Origin of the sequence: Streptomyces sp. NPDC059866, assembly GCF_042731325.1 — a bacterium.
GTDB classification, from domain to species: Bacteria; Actinomycetota; Actinomycetes; order Streptomycetales; family Streptomycetaceae; genus Streptomyces; species Streptomyces flavusporus.
This window is the reverse complement of sequence record NZ_JBHWJT010000004.1, coordinates 327,751-343,882: the sequence shown is the minus strand read 5'-3', so window position 1 is coordinate 343,882 and position 16,132 is coordinate 327,751. Positions and strand designations below refer to the sequence as shown.

The window sequence follows — 16,132 nt, the reverse complement described above, 5'->3', positions numbered from 1 at the left end:
GCGTCACTGCTCCTGGTGGGAGAGGGCTCGTACGGTGCGGGACGGGCTGGGTCGGCCCAGGTGGTCGGCCATCCACACGCTGGTGGCGGTGAGACGGCCGAGGTCGACGCCGGTGTCGATGCCGAGGCCCTGCAGCATCCACACGAGGTCTTCCGTGGCGAGGTTGCCGGTGGCGGACTTGGCGTACGGGCAGCCGCCGAGGCCACCCGCGGAGGCGTCGACGGTGGTGACGCCGTGCTGGAGGGCGGCCAGGGTGTTGGCCAGGGCCTGGCCGTAGGTGTCGTGGAAGTGCACGCCGATCGCCGAGGTCGGCACGCCCTCCTTGTTCAGCTGGGACAGCAGGTCCTGCACATGGGCCGGCGTCGCCACGCCGATCGTGTCGCCCAGGCTCAGCTCGTCGCAGCCCATGTCCATCAAGGCCTTGCTGACGCGCACGACCTGGTGGATCGGGACCGGGCCCTCCCACGGGTCGCCGAAGCACATCGACAGATAGCCGCGGACGTGCACCTGCTCGGCCTTCGCCCGCGCGACCACCGGCGCGAACATGGCCAGCGCCTCGTCGACCGTGCGGTTGAGATTGGCCTTCGCGAAGGACTCGGTGGCACTGGCGAAGACGGCGATACGGGTCGCGTTCAGCGCCAGTGCCCGGTCGAGTCCGCGGGCGTTCGGCACGAGGACCGGGAGCTCGACCGGCACATCCCGGACGAGCGGGAACAGCTGCTCCGCGTCCGCCAGTTGGGGCACCCACCGGGGATGGACGAAGCTCGTGGCCTCGATGGTGGTCAGGCCCGCGTCGGCCAGGCGGCGGATGAACTCCGCCTTCACCTCCGTCGGGACGGCGCCCTTCTCGTTCTGCAGTCCGTCGCGGGCGCCGACCTCGTGGATCCGCACCCGGGCGGGCAGGTCCGGGGCCGGTACGACCATGGGGAGGCCCAGTTCCGGGGTGCTCATGGCGTCTCCTCCGCTGCCGGGGCGATGACCGCCAGCACCTGGTCCATGGCGACCGTCGTGCCGGGCGTGACGTCGAGTTCGGTGACGGTGCCGGCGTGCGGGGCGGAGATGACGTGCTCCATCTTCATCGCCTCGACGACCAGCAGGCTCTGACCGGCGCTCACCTCGTCGCCGACGGCGACCTTCACCACCGTCACCGTCCCCGGCATGGGGGCGGTGAGCGAGTCGGCGCCGGAGTGGGCGGCGCGGGAGAGGGAGGCGGCGACCGGGTCGTGGTCGCGCACGTGCCATGCCTCGCCGTTGCGGCCCAACCAGTCGGCGGCGCGGTGGAAGGTGTGGCGTACGCCGTCGAGGGCGACGCAGACGTGGTCCTCGGCGACGATGTGGGTGCCGCGCGGGACGTACTCCACGGGGTCGGAGACCCGCAAGTGGAAGCCGACGGGTTTCGGTGCGCCGCCCAGGCGCCAGCCGCTCGGCACCGAGAACGGGTCCTCCCAGCCCTGTGCGCGAGGTTTCAGCGCATCGAGACGTACGGCCGCCGCCGCCTCGTACACCTCCTCCGGCACCTCCGTCGAGACCAGTCCCTCGACCTCCCGCTCGACCAGCCCGGTGTCCAGGTCGCCGCCGACGACCGCCGGATGGGCCAGCAGCCGCCGCAGGAAACCGGCGTTGGTCTGCACGCCCAGCGTCACCGTCTGCGCGAGGGCGGCGCGCAGTTTCCGCAGGGCGGTCGCGCGGTCCGGCCCGTACGCGATCACCTTGGACAGCATGGGGTCGTACAGGCTGCCGACCTCCGTGCCCTCGCTCAGCCCGGAGTCCGTACGGACACCGTCACCCTGCGGTTCCCGCAGCCGCAGCACCGTGCCGCCGGAGGGGAGGAACCCGCGTGCGGGGTCCTCGGCGCAGATACGGGCCTCAATGGCGTGCCCGGTGAGGGTGATGTCCTGCTGGGTGAGGGCGAGCCGCTCGCCCGCCGCCACCCGCAGCTGCCACTCCACCAGGTCCAGGCCCGTGACCAGCTCGGTGACCGGGTGCTCCACCTGGAGGCGGGTGTTCATCTCCATGAAGTAGTACGACGACGGATCCACGCCCGGGACGATGAACTCGACCGTGCCCGCACCGACATAGCCGCAGGAGCGTGCCGCCTGGACCGCCGCCTCGCCCATCGCCGCGCGCGTGGCCTCGTCCAGGAGCACGCTCGGCGCCTCTTCGATGATCTTCTGGTGCCGCCGCTGCAACGAGCACTCGCGCTCGCCCAGGTGGACGACGTTGCCGTGGCCGTCGGCCAGGACCTGGATCTCGATGTGCCGGGGCCGGTCGATCCAGCGCTCCACGAGGAGGGTGTCGTCGCCGAAGGAAGCCGCCGCCTCGCGTCGCGCCGCCGCGATCTCCTCGTCCAACCGGTTCAGGTCCCGCACCAGGCGCATGCCCTTGCCGCCGCCGCCCGCGCTCGGCTTGAGCAGCACGGGCGCGCCCAGTTCCCGGGCGGCCTCGGCCAGTTCGGGGTCGCGGCCGCCGGGGACGACCGGCACGCCGGCCGCCTTCACCGTCTCCTTGGCGCGGATCTTGTCGCCCATCAGGGCGATGGCCTCGGCGGGCGGCCCGATGAAGACGAGCCCGGCCTCGGCGCAGGCGCGCGCGAAACCGGCGTTCTCGGCGAGGAAGCCGTACCCGGGGTGGACGGCCTGCGCGCCGGTCCGAGCCGCCGCCTGAAGGATCCGCTCCACCGACAGATAGCTCTCGGCCGCCGGTGCCGGACCGATCCGTACCGCCGAGTCGGCCTCACGTACGTGCCGGGCGTCGGCGTCGGCGTCGGAGAAGACGGCGACGGAGCGCACGCCGAGCGACCGCAGGGTACGGATGACACGGACGGCGATCTCGCCGCGGTTGGCCACAAGAACGGTGTCGAACATCGGTCCCCTCACATCCGGAAGACGCCGAACTGGGGCTCACCCAGAGGCGCGTTGGCGCACGCGGTCAGGGCCAGGCCGACCACCTGCCGGGTCTCCAGGGGGTCGATCACCCCGTCGTCCCAGAGGCGGGCCGTCGCGTAGTAGGCATTCCCCTGACGCTCGTACTGCGCACGGATCGGGGCCTTGAAGGCCTCTTCCTCCTCGGCGGGCCAGGACTCTCCGCGTCCCTCGAGCTGGTCCCGCTTGACCGTGGCCAGCACGGAGGCGGCCTGCTCGCCGCCCATCACGGAGATCTTGGCGTTCGGCCACATCCACAGGAAGCGGGGGGAGTAGGCCCGGCCGCACATGGAGTAGTTGCCCGCGCCGTACGAGCCGCCGACCACCACCGTCAGCTTCGGTACGCGCGTACAGGCGACGGCCGTGACCATCTTGGCGCCGTGCTTGGCGATGCCCCCGGCCTCGTAGTCCCTGCCCACCATGAACCCGGAGATGTTCTGCAGGAACAGCAGCGGGATCCCCCGCTGGTCGCACAGCTCGATGAAGTGGGCGCCCTTCTGCGCGGACTCGGAGAAGAGGATGCCGTTGTTGGCGACGATGCCGACCGGGTGGCCGTGGATCCGGGCGAAGCCGGTGACGAGGGTCTGCCCGAACTCGGCCTTGAACTCGGCGAAACGGGAGCCGTCCACCACGCGCGCGATGATCTCGCGCACGTCGTAGGGGGTGCGGGGGTCGGCCGGCACCGCGCCGTACAGCCCGTACGGGTCCACCTTCGGTTCGACGGCCGGCTGCACCTCCCAGGGCAGCTGCCCGCGCGCGGGGAGGGTGGAGACGATCGTGCGCACGATCCGGAGGGCGTGCGCGTCGTCCTCCGCGAGGTGGTCGGTGACACCGGACACGCGCGCGTGCACGTCGCCGCCGCCGAGCTCCTCGGCGGTGACGACCTCGCCGGTGGCGGCCTTCACGAGCGGGGGGCCGCCGAGGAAGATCGTCCCCTGGTTCCGGACGATCACGGCCTCGTCGCTCATCGCGGGAACGTACGCGCCGCCGGCCGTGCACGAGCCCAGCACGGCGGCGATCTGCGGGATCCCGGCGCCGGACATCCGCGCCTGGTTGTAGAAGATCCGCCCGAAGTGCTCACGGTCCGGGAAGACCTCGTCCTGCATGGGCAGGAAGGCGCCGCCGGAGTCGACCAGATACACACACGGCAGGCGGTTCTCGTACGCCACCTCCTGTGCCCGCAGGTGCTTCTTCACCGTCATCGGGTAGTACGTCCCGCCCTTGACGGTGGCGTCATTGGCGACGATCACACACTCCCGGCCGCTCACCCGCCCGATCCCGGCGATCACGCCCGCCGCGGGAGCCTGGTCGTCGTACATCCCGTCGGCCGCCAGCGGGGCCAGCTCCAGGAACGGCGAACCCGGGTCCAGGAGGGTGTCGACGCGGTCGCGCGGCAGCAGCTTGCCGCGCGCGGTGTGCCGGGCGCGGGCCTTCTCCCCGCCGCCGAGCCGGGCGGCGGCCAGCTTGGCGCGCAGCTCCTCGACGAGGGCGCGGTGCGCCTCCTCGTTGGCGCGCCAGGTCTGCGACGCGGGGTCTGCCGCGCTGTGCAGCTCCGGTGCCTGAAGCATCCTGCGGTCCCCTCACCTTGTTAATGAGCGTTAACGCATTTCCTTCAGGTTAACGACCGCTAACCTCCCTGTCTAGAATCAAGTCCATGGCCACCAGAACCGACGCCCCCACCCGCCGCGAGCAGATCCTCAAGGAGGCCGCCCGGCTCTTCGCCGAGCGCGGCTTCCACGGGGTCGGAGTCGACGAGATAGGCGCCGCGGTCGGGATCAGCGGCCCCGGTCTCTACCGGCACTTCGCGGGCAAGGACGCGATGCTCGCCGAGCTGCTCGTCGGCATCAGCGGTCAGCTGCTGACCGGCGGGAAGCGCAGGGTCGCCGAGGCGGACGGGGACCCCGAGGCGGTCCTCGACTCGCTCATCGAGGGCCATATCGACTTCGCGCTCGACGACCGCCCGCTCATCACCCTGCACGACCGCGAGCTGGACCGCCTCCGGGACAGCGACCGCAAGCTGGTCCGCCAGCTCCAGCGGCAGTACGTCGAACTGTGGGTGGAGGTGGTCCGCGATCTCTACCCGGGCCTGTCCGAACCGACGGCCCGCTCGGCCGTCCACTCGGTCTTCGGCCTGTTGAACTCGACGCCCCACCTGGGCAGGCCGGGTTCGCTTCCGGGGCGGGGGGCCACGGCGGAGCTGCTGCACCGGATGGCGCGGGGGGCGTTCGCGGCGGTGGGGGAGGAGTAGCGCGGGCGGGGCGTGACGAGCGTTACGGGGGGATCACTCTGGACGCGGGTTCGTACTCGCCGGTACGGTTGCCTGAGCAAGCGCTTAGACATGTACCGGTGGAGGTGGCGGCGTGCGCCGTACGGTGTTCAACGAGGATCACGAGGCGTTCCGGGAGACCGTGCGCGCCTTCATCGAGGCCGAGGTCGTACCGGTGTACGACGAGTGGTTCGCCGCGGGGCAGGCGCCGCGCGAGTTCTACTACAAGCTCGCCGAGCTCGGCGTCTTCGGCATCCGTGTGGACGAGGAGTACGGCGGCGCCGGCATCGACTCGTACAAGTTCGAGGCCGTGCTCTACGAGGAGACCGCCCGCGCGGGCGTGACCTTCGGTGGCTCCGGCGTGCACGTGCTGCTCGGCCTGCCGTACATCAAGATGCTCGCCAACGACGAGCAGAAGAAGCGGTTCCTGCCGAAGTTCGTCTCCGGTGAGGAGATGTGGGCGATCGCGATGACCGAGCCGGGCACCGGCTCCGACCTCGCGGGCATGAAGACCACCGCCAAGCTGAGCGAGGACGGCACGCACTACGTCCTCAACGGCGCCAAGACCTTCATCACCGGTGGCGTCCACGCCGACCGCATGATCGTCTGCGCCCGCACCGCCGCGCCCACCGCCGAGGACCGCCGCCACGGCATATCCCTCTTCGTCGTGGACACCAAGGCCGAGGGCTACTCCGTCGGCCGCAAGCTGGACAAGCTCGGCCTGAAGACCTCCGACACCGCCGAGCTGGCGTTCGTCGACGTCAAGGTGCCCGTCGAGGACCTGCTCGGCGAGGAGAACAAGGGCTTCTACTACCTCGGCCACAACCTCGCCTCCGAGCGCTGGGGCATCGCCTACGGCGCGTACGCGCAGGCCAAGGCCGCCGTCCGGTTCGCCAAGCAGTACGTGCAGGAGCGGACCGTCTTCGGCAAGCCGGTCGCGCACTTCCAGAACACCAAGTTCGAGCTGGCCGCCTGCCAGGCCGAGGTGGACGCGGCCGAGGCCGTCGCCGACCGCGCCACGGAGGCCCTCGACGCCGGTGAACTGACCCCGGCCGAGGCTGCCAGCGCCAAGCTGTTCTGCACCGAGGTCGCGCACCGCGTCATCGACCGCTGCCTCCAGCTCCACGGTGGCTACGGCTTCATGAACGAGTACCCGATCGCCCGCCTGTACGCGGACAACCGCGTCAACCGCATCTACGGCGGCACCAGCGAGATCATGAAGACGATCATCGCGAAGGACATGGGCCTGTAAGGTTCCGGAAATTGCTGGCCAGTAGAAAAGTGGCCATGAACCAGGCACTTCAGTCTCTCCTCGATCTGCTCGACCTGGAGCAGATCGAGGAGAACATCTTTCGCGGCCAGTCCCAGTCCGCCGTCGTCCCGCGCGTCTTCGGCGGACAGGTCGCGGCCCAGGCGCTCGTCGCCGCCGGACGTACGGTCCCCGAGGACCGGACCCCGCATTCCCTGCATGCGTACTTCCTGCGCACCGGCGACGCCGGCGCGCCCATCGTCTACACCGTCGACCGCATGAACGACGGTCGCTCCTTCACCACCCGCCGGGTCGTCGCGATCCAGCACGGGCAGCCGATCTTCGCCCTGTCCGCGTCCTTCCAGAAGTACGAGGAAGGCTTCGAGCACCAGGCCCCGATGCCCCCGGCCCCCGACCCCGTCACGCTCCCCACCTCCGAGGACCGGCTGAGCGGGTACGGACACATCGACCCGCAGGTGGTCGAGAGGTTCCTCGAGGCGCGCGCCGCCGTCGACCTGCGCTATGTCGACGAGCCGCCGTACGGGCAGTTCGGCGAGCCCCGCGAGCCGCACTCGCAGGTCTGGTTCCGCACCAACGGCAAGCTCGCCGACGATCCCCTCCTGCACATCGTCCTCGCCACGTACGTCTCCGACATGACGCTCCTCGACTCCGTGCTGCTCGCGCACGGCCGCGGCGGCTGGGCCGTCGGGGACGTGGTCGGGGCCTCGCTGGACCACGCGATGTGGTTCCACCGGCCGTTCCGCGCCGACGAGTGGCTCCTGTACGACCAGGAGTCCCCGTCGGCGTACGGCGGCCGGGGTCTCGGCCAGGCCCGCATCTACACCCAGGACGGCCGCCTGGCCGTCTCGGTGATCCAGGAAGGGGTCGTGCGGGCACCGCGGGCTAAGTGAGCCCCGCCTCCGACAGCAGATACGCCGTCATCGGGTCGTAGTACCGGGGGCTGACCACATGGTCGTCGAGGGGGACCGTCACCTGGACGGTCCCCTCCGCCTCCGCGAGGAACAGGGCCGGATCGTTGCTGTCGGCGTAGCCGACGGAGTCGATGCCGTGCTGGCCGGCGCAGCCCGCCCAGCCGTGGTCGGCGACGACCAGGTCGGGCAGGGCGCGGCCGCCCTGTTCCATGGCGGTGAGGATGGCCTTCATCGGCTCCCCCGAGTGGGTGTGCCACAGGGTCGCGCCGTGCTCCAGCACCGCCACGTCCGCGAACTGCATGACGTAGCCCTCGTCCGTCTGCAGCCCGTCCGGGATCACCACGATCTCGCAGCCGGCGGTGCGCAGTGCGGCGGCCGTGGCGCGGTGCACGTCGAGCAGGCCGCCGGGGTGGCCGGTGGCGAACAGCACCCGCTGCCTGCTGTCCGCCGCCTTGCGCAACCGTGCCGCGAGCCGTTCCAGAGCGGCCACGGTGAGCTCGGGGTCGATGGTGTCCTGGCCGTACCGGTACTCGGGGTCGTCGTTCACGCCGACCCGCTCGGCCATCACCGCGAGCACGTCCTGCTCGTCGGTCCAGCGGTCGCCGAGCTCCAGGCCGAGCCAGAAGTTGCGGACGCCGTTCGACAGTTGGCGGTAGTGGGAGAGGTTGTTCTCACGCGGGGTGGCGACGTCGCCCGCGATACGGGTCTTCACAAGGTGCTCGACGAGCTCGGCGCGGCTGGGTGTCCCGGGTATCGGCATGGCTCCCATTGTGAGGCACGTCCCTGGGGCCGTCCCGGACGTCCCGCAGGCTGGGACGTGGGTCACTCACCCCAGGTCACAACAGCCGCAGCGCGAACCACAGTTCCATCCGTACGTCCGGATCGTCCAGGTCCGCCTCCAACAGCGCCGCGCACCGGGCGATGCGCTGCCGCACGGTGTTGCGGTGCACCGACAGGGCCACCGCCGTGCGGTCCCAACTGCCGTGCAGGGACAGCCAGGTGCGCAGCGTCTCGGTCAGGGCCGGGGTGGCGGTGACCGGGGCGAGCAGGGTGCGGGCGTGGGCCTCCGCCTCGGCCGGGGGGACCAGGCCCGTCAGACCGGGGCGGGGGTCGTGGCGGACCAGGGCGGCGCGGGTGGCGCGGGCGCGGGCCAGTGCGCGGGCGGCCCGGGCGTCGGCGGCGGGCCAGTCGTGCGGGGCGACGGGGGCGCTGACGCCCAGGGTCCAGCCGGGGTGCGGGGCGGGTTCGCGGTCCGCCGGCAGCAGGATCCGTACGACGTCCTCGGCCAGGTCGACCAGCGGCGAACCGAGCGCCGCGCCCAGCGCGGAGGCGGCCACCTGGTCGGGAGCGTGCGCGTCCGGCCGGGCGTGCACGACCAGCCACCGCTCCCCGCCGAGCAGCGGCGCGACCGTCTCCGGCTCGGCGCCCAGCAGCAGCCGTACGAGCGCCGACGACCTGGCCGCTCCCGTACCGCTCTGCTGCTCGCCGGTGAGGAGGGAGAGCAGCACGGCGGCGACCGAGGCGATGGCGTGGGCGCCGGGTTCGCGGTGGGGTGCGGCGACGCCGAGGACGAAACCCTGGCCGGCACCGAGGGCGTAGGCGGCGAGGTGGGTGCCGGCGACGGTGTCGGTGGCCGAGGTGGGAATGGCGCGGCCGGTCGTGGGGGCCGAGGTGCGGGTGGTGCGGCCGGTCGCGACGGCCGGGGACGTGGTGCGGGCCGGGGCCGGGCGGCCGGCTGCCGTTGCCGGTGGGCTTCCCGGCGCCTCGCCCGGCGTCGCGCGCATGCCGTCCGGACGTACCACCGCCGCCAGCTCCGCCAGCGCCCCGCTCACCCCGCCCTCCGGAGCCCGGCCCGCCTCGGCGATCCGGGACCCCTCCGGCCCGTACAGCACCGCCCACCCGCCGATCCGCTGGGCCAGCTGTCGCAGTACCGAGGCCACCGGGTCCGGGCGGGACGCCGCCGCGGCCAGGCTCTGCTGGGCCTCGGTGACGCGGCGCAGTTCGGCGAGCCGGGCCTGGGCCATCAGCTGCCAGACCGCGCGGGCCACGCCGGAGAAGGTGGTCTGCGGCGGGACCTCGAGGAGCGGCAGCTCGTGGGTGTCGCAGGCCGCGACCAGCGCCCGCGGCACCGTGTCGTGCACGGGCGCCACACCGAAGCCGAGCGCCGCACCGCCCGCCGCGACGATCCGGGAGACGTAGTCGTCGAAGTAGGTCCCCGATCCCGCCGCCTCCGGGATGTGCACGCCGGCCGTGAGCAGGAGCTCGCCGCCCAGGAGGTAGGGATACGGGTCCGACATCTCCGAGGTGTGCGCCCAGTGGATGACGATGCCGGGACCGGACGGCCCGGCGATCTGGCGCAGGGCCAGGTCCTCGCGGGCCAGGAGTGAAGCGAGGGGCACGGGTGGCGTGGGGGGAACCGCTGGGTCCGGCATGGTGTGCGTTCCCTCCATTCCGTTCGGCCCGGATGGATGAAACGTACACTTCGCAGTCGCTTTCCGGCCACCTAGTGTCGGTCCGGACCGGTGGCCGCGGGTACGGGCGGATGTCCCCGCGAGAAGCCACCGCACACCCCATCTGCACGACACGCCACCGAGAGCGCGTGAAGGAGGCCCCCCATGGCCGTCGACTACATCGTGATCGTCGTCTATCTGGCCGGCATGCTGGCCGTGGGCTGGTGGGGCATGCGCCGCGCCAAGTCGAAGAGCGAGTTCCTGGTCGCGGGCCGCCGCCTCGGCCCCTCCATGTACTCCGGCACCATGGCGGCGATCGTCCTCGGCGGCGCGTCCACCATCGGCGGCGTCGGGCTCGGCTACCAGTACGGGCTCTCCGGCGCGTGGATGGTGTTCACCATCGGCCTCGGCCTGCTCGCGCTGAGCATCTTCTTCTCCGCCCGTATCGCCCGCCTGAAGGTCTACACCGTCTCCGAGATGCTGGATCTCAGATACGGCGGCCGGGCCGGTGTGATCTCGGGCGTGGTCATGTGGGCGTACACCCTCATGCTCGCGGTGACGTCGACCATCGCGTACGCCACGATCTTCGACGTCCTCTTCGACATCAACCGCACCCTCGCGATCATCCTGGGCGGCTCGATCGTCGTCGCGTACTCCACGCTCGGCGGCATGTGGTCGATCACGCTGACCGACATGGTGCAGTTCGTGGTCAAGACGATCGGGGTCCTGCTGCTCCTGCTGCCCATCGCGGTCGTCAAGGCCGGCGGTTTCAGCGAGATGAAGGCGCAGCTGCCCACGGAGTACTTCGACCCGCTGGGCATCGGCGGCGAGACGATCTTCACCTATGTGCTGATCTACACGTTCGGCATGCTCATCGGGCAGGACATCTGGCAGCGCGTCTTCACCGCGCGCAGCGACACGACGGCGAAGTGGGGCGGCACGGTCGCCGGCACGTACTGCCTGGTGTACGCCCTCGCCGGCGCCGTCATCGGCACCGCGGCCAAGGTCCTCTACCCCAACCTGGCCAGCGCCGACGACGCCTTCGCCACCATCGTCAAGGACGAACTCCCCGTCGGCGTGCGCGGGCTGGTGCTGGCCGCCGCGCTCGCCGCCGTGATGTCGACGTCCTCCGGCGCCCTCATCGCCTGCGCCACCGTCGCCAACAACGACATCTGGTCGCGGCTGCGGGGCATCGTCCGGCCGGACGGCGAGCACGACGAGGTCAAGGGCAACCGCGCCTTCATCCTCCTCATGGGCCTCGCCGTGATCGGCACGGCGATCGCGCTCAACGACGTCGTCGAGGCGCTGACGGTGGCGTACAACCTGCTCGTCGGCGGGCTGCTCGTACCGATCCTCGGCGGGCTGCTGTGGAAGCGCGGTACCGCCCAGGGCGCCCTCGCCTCGGTCGCCGTCGGCGGCCTCGCGGTGATCGTGCTGATGGCGACCTTCGGCATCCTCGCCAACGAGCCCGTCTACTACGGCCTGCTGTCCTCGCTGGCCGCATACCTGATCGTCTCCCTGGCAACTCCCGCCACCGACGAGGCCGTCCTCGCCGCCTGGCGCGAGCGACTGGCCGGGCGGGCACCCGAACCCGTGGCCGAGGCGGTCCCGGCACACCAGTAGAGTCGTATGGCAGTAGTACATAGCTGTACATACGCGATGAAGCGTAAGAAAGAAGGCAGTTCCCGATGAGCAGCAACGAGACGCCCCGCGGCCCCGTCGACTCGTCCCGCATCCCGCGGTACGCCGGTCCCGCGACCTTCGCCCGGCTGCCGCGCCTCGACGAGGTCGGCCGCGCCGACGTCGCCGTGGTCGGCGTGCCGTTCGACTCGGGCGTCTCCTACCGGCCGGGCGCCCGCTTCGGCGGCAACGCGATCCGCGAGGCGTCCCGGCTGCTGCGCCCCTACAACCCGGCGCAGGACGCCTCCCCGTTCGCCCTCGCCCAGGTCGCCGACGGCGGCGACATCGCCGTCAACCCGTTCAACATCAACGAGGCCGTGGAGACCGTCGAGGCGGCCGCCGACGAACTGCTCGGCACCGGCGCCCGTCTGATGACCCTCGGCGGCGACCACACCATCGCGCTGCCGCTGCTGCGCTCGGTGGCGAAGAAGCACGGCCCCGTCGCCCTGCTGCACTTCGACGCCCACCTCGACACCTGGGACACGTACTTCGGCGCCGAGTACACGCACGGGACTCCCTTCCGGCGTGCGGTGGAGGAGGGCATCCTCGACACGTCGGCGCTGTCGCACGTCGGTACGCGCGGCCCGCTGTACGGCAAGCAGGACCTGGACGACGACGCCAAGATGGGCTTCGGCATCGTCACGTCGGCGGATGTGATGCGGCGCGGCGTCGACGAGATCGCCGACCAGCTGCGCCAGCGCATCGGCGACCGCCCGCTGTACATCTCCATCGACATCGACTGCCTCGACCCGGCGCACGCGCCCGGCACCGGCACCCCCGAGGCCGGCGGCATGACCTCCCGCGAACTCCTCGAGATCCTGCGCGGGCTGGCATCCTGCAACCTGGTCTCGGCGGACGTCGTCGAGGTGGCCCCCGCCTACGACCACGCCGAGATCACGTCGGTGGCGGCCTCCCACACGGCGTACGAACTGACCACGATCATGTCCCGTCAGATTGCTGAGGCGCGCTCGAAGTGACCCACGACCACGACCTGGTACTCCGCCCGACCGCGGCCCAGACGGAGGCCGCGCTGAACCCTCCCCCCGGCCGCAACGGCGGAGACCTGGTCGTGGAGACGCTGGCCGGGCTCGGCGCGACGACCGTCTTCGGCCTGCCCGGCCAGCACGCGCTGGGCATGTTCGACGCGCTGCGCCGCTCGGATCTGCGGTACATCGGTCTGCGGGTGGAGAACAACGCCGGGTTCGCGGCGGACGCGTACGGCCGCATCACGGGTGAGGCGGCGCCGCTGCTGCTGTCGACGGGTCCGGGGGCGCTGACCTCGCTGGCCGCGCTCCAGGAGGCGGCGGCCGCCTCGGCCCCCGTGCTGGCGATCAGCAGCCAGATCCCGACGGCGGGGCTGGGCGGCGGCCGGCACGGCTATCTGCACGAACTGCCCGACCAGGCGGCCTCGTTCCGGGGCGTGGTGAAGTCCGTCCACACCGTTCGCACCCAGTCGCAGATCCCGTCCGCCGTCGAGGCGGCCTGGAAGTCGGCGCTGACGGCCCCGCACGGGCCGGTGTGGGTGGAGATCCCGCAGGACGTGCTGCTGGCCGAGACGGCGATCCCGGTGGTCACGGGCGGCGACGCCTTCCCCGAGGAGCTGGCCCCGCGCCCCGAACTGACCGCTGTGGCCGCCGACCTGCTGTCCCGTGCGCAACGTCCGGCGATCATCGCGGGTGGAGGAGTGGTACGGGCGGACGCCTCGGGCAAGCTGAAGCAGCTGGCGGAGAGGCTCCAGGCACCGGTCGTCACGACCCCCGGCGGCAAGGGCGCGTTCCCCTGGACGCACCCGCTGTCGCTCCAGTCCTGGATCGAGGACCGGTACACCACGGACTTCCTGGAGGACGCGGACGTACTCCTGGTGGTCGGCTCGGGCCTCGGCGAACTGTCCTCCAACTACCACACGTTCAAGCCCCGCGGCCGGGTCGTCCAGATCGAGGCGGACCTCGGGAAGCTGGAGTCCAACCACCCGGCGCTCGGCATCCACGCGGACGCCCGCCTCGCTCTGCAGGCGCTGCTGGAGACGGTCTCGGAGCGGGAGGACGAAACGGCCCCGGAGCGGGTACGGGATCTGCTGTCCCGTGTGGGTGAGCGCATCGCCGCCCAGGAACTCACCCTGGAACAGGAGGTGTTGGCGTCGGTCCGCCGGGCGCTTCCGTCGCAGTCGCCGTCCTTCTGGGACATGACGATCCTGGCGTACTGGGCCTGGTCGGCCTTCGACCCGAAGGCCCCCAACACCATGCACTCCGCCCAGGGCGCGGGCGGCCTCGGCTACGGCTTCCCGGCGGCCCTGGGCGCGGCCGCCGCCGACCCCACCCGCCCGGTGCTGGCGGTGTCGGGCGACGGCGGCGCGCTCTACTCGATCGCCGAGCTGGCGACGGCCCGCCAGTACGACCTGAACGTCACCTGGCTGATCGTCGACGACGGCGGCTACGGCATCCTGCGCGAGTACATGACGGACGCCTTCGGCCAGGCCACGGCGACGGAACTCACCCGCCCCGACTATGTGGCGCTGGCCGAGTCCTTCGGTGTCCCGGGCGTCCGTACGACACCCGGAACGCTGGAGCAGGACCTGGCGAAGGCGCTGGCGTCACCCGGCCCGTCGGTGGTCGTCCTCCCGGCGGTACTCCGGATGTTCGCACCGACGCACCTGGACTGACGCGCGCTAACAGGCGCCCGGACCGACCCCGTCGATACGGCCGCCGAAGTCGCCGAGGTAGCGCGAGCGCCAGTCGCCGTTGAAGACGTCGCGCTTCTCGACCGGGCTCCAGTTGATGAAGCAGGCGCGGGTGCTCGCGACGGCCGAGCCGACGTGGTCGTGCAGGCTGGGCGGCATGTCGCGATAGCCGCTGCGTGCGGTCCACTCCCAGTAGCTGCCGCGGAAGCCCTCGCCGCTCCAGAAGCACACCGACCCGTCCGGGCAGGCGGGCGGGGCGGCGGCTTCGGCTGCGCCGGCACCGTGGGCCGGCAGGACGAGGGCGGTCAGGGCGAGGGCGGCTGCGACGGACCAGGAACGAAGCTTCATGGCACTCCTCGAGAACTCCGGTGCGCCCCGGCGGAGTTGCCGAGGCACTGCCATGCTCCCGACGGGACGGGCCGACTTGCCCGGGTTTGTCGCGTACACCACCTCTTGGAGCGAACCCGAAGCTCGGCGAGGTGATCTTCCTGGTGGAGCAGGCGCCGGTGCGCGGGGCGCATGGGCCCGCGGCACCGGCGCCCGCGGGTCACCAGATCGCCTCGACCCACTCCGGGTGGTCGATGAACGGGTTGCGGTTGCCCTGGTACGAGTCGTAGATGAGCTCGTTGCGGCGCTCCTCGAACGCGCTCGGCGGGTCCTCGTCGTTCCACTGCTTCAGGACCGAGAGACGGCCGTGGTAGGGGACGCTGCCGTTGCTGACGGAGTCGTTGGGCTCCAGGTCGGGCCAGCTGTCGTCGCCCTCGTAGCGGACGGCCATGTACAGGATCATGCGGGCCACGTCGCCCTTGACGGCGTCGCGGGGCTCGAAGGAGTTGGAGTCGGTGAGGCTGCCGCCGCCGTTGCTCACCGGGCTGCCGCCGTTGTCGAAGTCCTTGTTGCCGCGGATGCTGTTGAGCTGCACGTCCTCCGGGCGCAGGTGGTGCAGGTCCGTGCCGGGGCCCGCCGAGGTGCCGAAGTCGCCGTGGGACTGGGCCCACACGTGCTCGCGGTTCCAGTTGCCGGTGCTGCCGCCGTTGAGGGACTTGCTGCGGGAGATGCCGGAGTACAGCAGGATCACGTTGCTGCTGTTGTTCGGGTCCTGGTCGGTGACCTTCAGGGCGCTCCAGACGGCGGAGTACGAGATCGCCGTCTGGTCGCTGATGATCGTGTGGAGGGAGTCCTTCAGCGCGGTGCCGGTCTTGCCGATCGCGTCCTGGTAGTACGTGTCGTCGTACGCGGTGGTCGTCGCGCCGGCCGGGGTCGCGGCCAGGGTGGGGAGCGTGAGGCCGAGCAGTACGGCCGACGTGGCGAGCGCCACGGTCTTCCAGCGGCGGGTGTGCGTCGCGGGCATGTGGGGGCGTCCGTTCTACGCGGGTTGAGTGAGCGGGCGAACGGAGTGTGGCATGGACATGCATTCCGTGGTGTGAACGTGGCGTGTCGGGTGTGTGACGGAGTCCGTCAAAATGGCCCCCAACTGGTGTGGTTGGAGGCCGTTTTGGCGTGGGGTCAGCTCAGGAGGGCGCCGAACCGCTCGTCGTGGTCGGCGCGCTTCTTGCGGTATCCGTCCGAGAAGGCGTTCTGCGGGTTCTCTCCCATGGTGTCGGGCGGGATCTTCCCAGTCGCCGGAAGAAGGTCCGGTATTTCACGGAACACGGCCACCGCCGCGTCCCGATGAGCGCCTCCCCGGACCGTCGCCTGCAAGAGGTTGTCGACGGCGGCGAGGTTCTCCTTGAAGAATGTCGACGGCTTTTCCTTCTTGAGGAAATCCTCCGGTGGCGGCGGTGTCCCCCCGGGAGCCGCGAGGAGGCGCAGTGTCCACAGGGCCGCGTGGAGCTGTCCGCACGCGAAGTGCTCGGGGTGTCTCTGCTTCGGCATGTTCCCTGCATGCCCGGGACGCCAGGTTGCATGAACCTGGCGTCGGCGCCGGACGTTTCATGCAGACGCCGCCCCACCGTCA

14 protein-coding genes are annotated in these 16,132 nt (G+C 71.3%); 6 read left to right on the top strand and 8 right to left on the bottom strand.

Annotated features, from left to right (window positions below):
- Positions 1-3 precede the first annotated feature (3 nt).
- The 3 genes from ACFV7R_RS07995 to ACFV7R_RS07985 are packed head-to-tail and all read right to left on the bottom strand — an operon-like array spanning position 4 to position 4,489.
- Positions 4-951 carry a hydroxymethylglutaryl-CoA lyase gene (locus tag ACFV7R_RS07995; protein ID WP_385261196.1) on the bottom strand — a complete coding sequence of 316 codons (948 nt, stop codon included), beginning with the start codon at positions 949-951 and terminating at the stop codon, positions 4-6.
- Positions 948-2,864, bottom strand: coding sequence for an acetyl/propionyl/methylcrotonyl-CoA carboxylase subunit alpha (locus ACFV7R_RS07990; RefSeq protein WP_385261193.1), 1,917 nt, complete (start codon positions 2,862-2,864; stop codon positions 948-950). Before ACFV7R_RS07990 ends, ACFV7R_RS07995 begins: the two co-directional genes overlap by 4 nt.
- A gap of 8 nt (positions 2,865-2,872) precedes the next feature.
- A complete protein-coding gene (locus tag ACFV7R_RS07985; RefSeq protein WP_385261191.1) occupies positions 2,873-4,489 on the bottom strand; it encodes a carboxyl transferase domain-containing protein in 1,617 nt (538 codons plus the stop codon).
- 86 nt (positions 4,490-4,575) lie between these two features.
- On the opposite strand from ACFV7R_RS07985, the gene ACFV7R_RS07980 reads away from it, so the two are divergent.
- From ACFV7R_RS07980 to ACFV7R_RS07970, 3 genes are all read left to right on the top strand, one after another.
- The gene (locus tag ACFV7R_RS07980) at positions 4,576-5,169 is read left to right on the top strand and encodes a TetR/AcrR family transcriptional regulator (RefSeq protein ID WP_385261189.1); all 594 of its coding nucleotides are present in this window, start codon (positions 4,576-4,578) and stop codon (positions 5,167-5,169) included.
- Positions 5,170-5,281: 112 nt separating this feature from the next.
- The gene (locus ACFV7R_RS07975) at positions 5,282-6,439 is read left to right on the top strand and encodes an acyl-CoA dehydrogenase family protein (RefSeq protein WP_385261187.1); all 1,158 of its coding nucleotides are present in this window, start codon (positions 5,282-5,284) and stop codon (positions 6,437-6,439) included.
- Between the two features lie 35 nt (positions 6,440-6,474).
- Positions 6,475-7,347 (top strand): acyl-CoA thioesterase, encoded by an 873-nt coding sequence (locus ACFV7R_RS07970; protein WP_385261185.1) that lies wholly within the window; start codon positions 6,475-6,477, stop codon positions 7,345-7,347.
- On the opposite strand, the gene ACFV7R_RS07965 is transcribed toward ACFV7R_RS07970, so the two are convergent.
- Both ACFV7R_RS07965 and ACFV7R_RS07960 read right to left on the bottom strand, forming a co-directional pair.
- Positions 7,340-8,128, bottom strand: coding sequence for a phosphatase (locus ACFV7R_RS07965; protein WP_385261183.1), 789 nt, complete (start codon positions 8,126-8,128; stop codon positions 7,340-7,342). The genes ACFV7R_RS07970 and ACFV7R_RS07965 overlap by 8 nt on opposite strands.
- 76 nt (positions 8,129-8,204) lie before the next feature.
- Positions 8,205-9,800, bottom strand: coding sequence for a PucR family transcriptional regulator ligand-binding domain-containing protein (locus ACFV7R_RS07960; protein WP_385261180.1), 1,596 nt, complete (start codon positions 9,798-9,800; stop codon positions 8,205-8,207).
- Positions 9,801-9,983: 183 nt separating this feature from the next.
- On the opposite strand from ACFV7R_RS07960, the gene ACFV7R_RS07955 reads away from it, so the two are divergent.
- The 3 genes from ACFV7R_RS07955 (at position 9,984) to ACFV7R_RS07945 (ending at position 14,157) form a co-directional block, all read left to right on the top strand.
- On the top strand, positions 9,984-11,441 hold the full coding sequence (locus tag ACFV7R_RS07955) for a sodium:solute symporter (RefSeq protein ID WP_385261179.1): 1,458 nt from the start codon (positions 9,984-9,986) through the stop codon (positions 11,439-11,441).
- A gap of 65 nt (positions 11,442-11,506) precedes the next feature.
- On the top strand, positions 11,507-12,475 hold the full coding sequence (gene speB / locus ACFV7R_RS07950; protein WP_385261177.1) for an agmatinase: 969 nt from the start codon (positions 11,507-11,509) through the stop codon (positions 12,473-12,475).
- Entirely contained in the window at positions 12,472-14,157 is a 1,686-nt protein-coding gene (locus ACFV7R_RS07945) for a thiamine pyrophosphate-binding protein (RefSeq protein ID WP_385261176.1), read from the top strand. Before speB ends, ACFV7R_RS07945 begins: the two co-directional genes overlap by 4 nt.
- Positions 14,158-14,163: 6 nt before the next feature.
- On the opposite strand, the gene ACFV7R_RS07940 is transcribed toward ACFV7R_RS07945, so the two are convergent.
- The 3 genes from ACFV7R_RS07940 to ACFV7R_RS07930 form a co-directional block, all read right to left on the bottom strand.
- Positions 14,164-14,523 carry a peptidase inhibitor family I36 protein gene (locus ACFV7R_RS07940; protein WP_385261173.1) on the bottom strand — a complete coding sequence of 120 codons (360 nt, stop codon included), beginning with the start codon at positions 14,521-14,523 and terminating at the stop codon, positions 14,164-14,166.
- Between the two features lie 199 nt (positions 14,524-14,722).
- Positions 14,723-15,526 carry an endonuclease I family protein gene (locus ACFV7R_RS07935; protein ID WP_385261172.1) on the bottom strand — a complete coding sequence of 268 codons (804 nt, stop codon included), beginning with the start codon at positions 15,524-15,526 and terminating at the stop codon, positions 14,723-14,725.
- A 155-nt stretch (positions 15,527-15,681) separates the two neighbouring features.
- Positions 15,682-16,050 (bottom strand): hypothetical protein, encoded by a 369-nt coding sequence (locus tag ACFV7R_RS07930; protein ID WP_385261169.1) that lies wholly within the window; start codon positions 16,048-16,050, stop codon positions 15,682-15,684.
- Between the last annotated feature and the right edge of the window lie 82 nt (positions 16,051-16,132).

Excerpts from the sequence above, each read along its gene's own strand:
- speB (WP_385261177.1), top strand. The coding sequence starts at position 11,507 with ATGAGCAGCAACGAGACGCCCCGCGGCCCCGTCGACTCGTCCCGCATC.
- ACFV7R_RS07940 (WP_385261173.1), bottom strand. The coding sequence starts at position 14,523 with ATGAAGCTTCGTTCCTGGTCCGTCGCAGCCGCCCTCGCCCTGACCGCC.
- ACFV7R_RS07930 (WP_385261169.1), bottom strand. The coding sequence starts at position 16,050 with ATGCCGAAGCAGAGACACCCCGAGCACTTCGCGTGCGGACAGCTCCAC.
- ACFV7R_RS07935 (WP_385261172.1), bottom strand. The coding sequence starts at position 15,526 with ATGCCCGCGACGCACACCCGCCGCTGGAAGACCGTGGCGCTCGCCACG.
- ACFV7R_RS07995 (WP_385261196.1), bottom strand. The coding sequence starts at position 951 with ATGAGCACCCCGGAACTGGGCCTCCCCATGGTCGTACCGGCCCCGGAC.
- ACFV7R_RS07960 (WP_385261180.1), bottom strand. The coding sequence starts at position 9,800 with ATGCCGGACCCAGCGGTTCCCCCCACGCCACCCGTGCCCCTCGCTTCA.
- ACFV7R_RS07985 (WP_385261191.1), bottom strand. The coding sequence starts at position 4,489 with ATGCTTCAGGCACCGGAGCTGCACAGCGCGGCAGACCCCGCGTCGCAG.
- ACFV7R_RS07990 (WP_385261193.1), bottom strand. The coding sequence starts at position 2,864 with ATGTTCGACACCGTTCTTGTGGCCAACCGCGGCGAGATCGCCGTCCGT.
- ACFV7R_RS07980 (WP_385261189.1), top strand. The coding sequence starts at position 4,576 with ATGGCCACCAGAACCGACGCCCCCACCCGCCGCGAGCAGATCCTCAAG.
- ACFV7R_RS07955 (WP_385261179.1), top strand. The coding sequence starts at position 9,984 with ATGGCCGTCGACTACATCGTGATCGTCGTCTATCTGGCCGGCATGCTG.
- ACFV7R_RS07965 (WP_385261183.1), bottom strand. The coding sequence starts at position 8,128 with ATGCCGATACCCGGGACACCCAGCCGCGCCGAGCTCGTCGAGCACCTT.
- ACFV7R_RS07970 (WP_385261185.1), top strand. The coding sequence starts at position 6,475 with ATGAACCAGGCACTTCAGTCTCTCCTCGATCTGCTCGACCTGGAGCAG.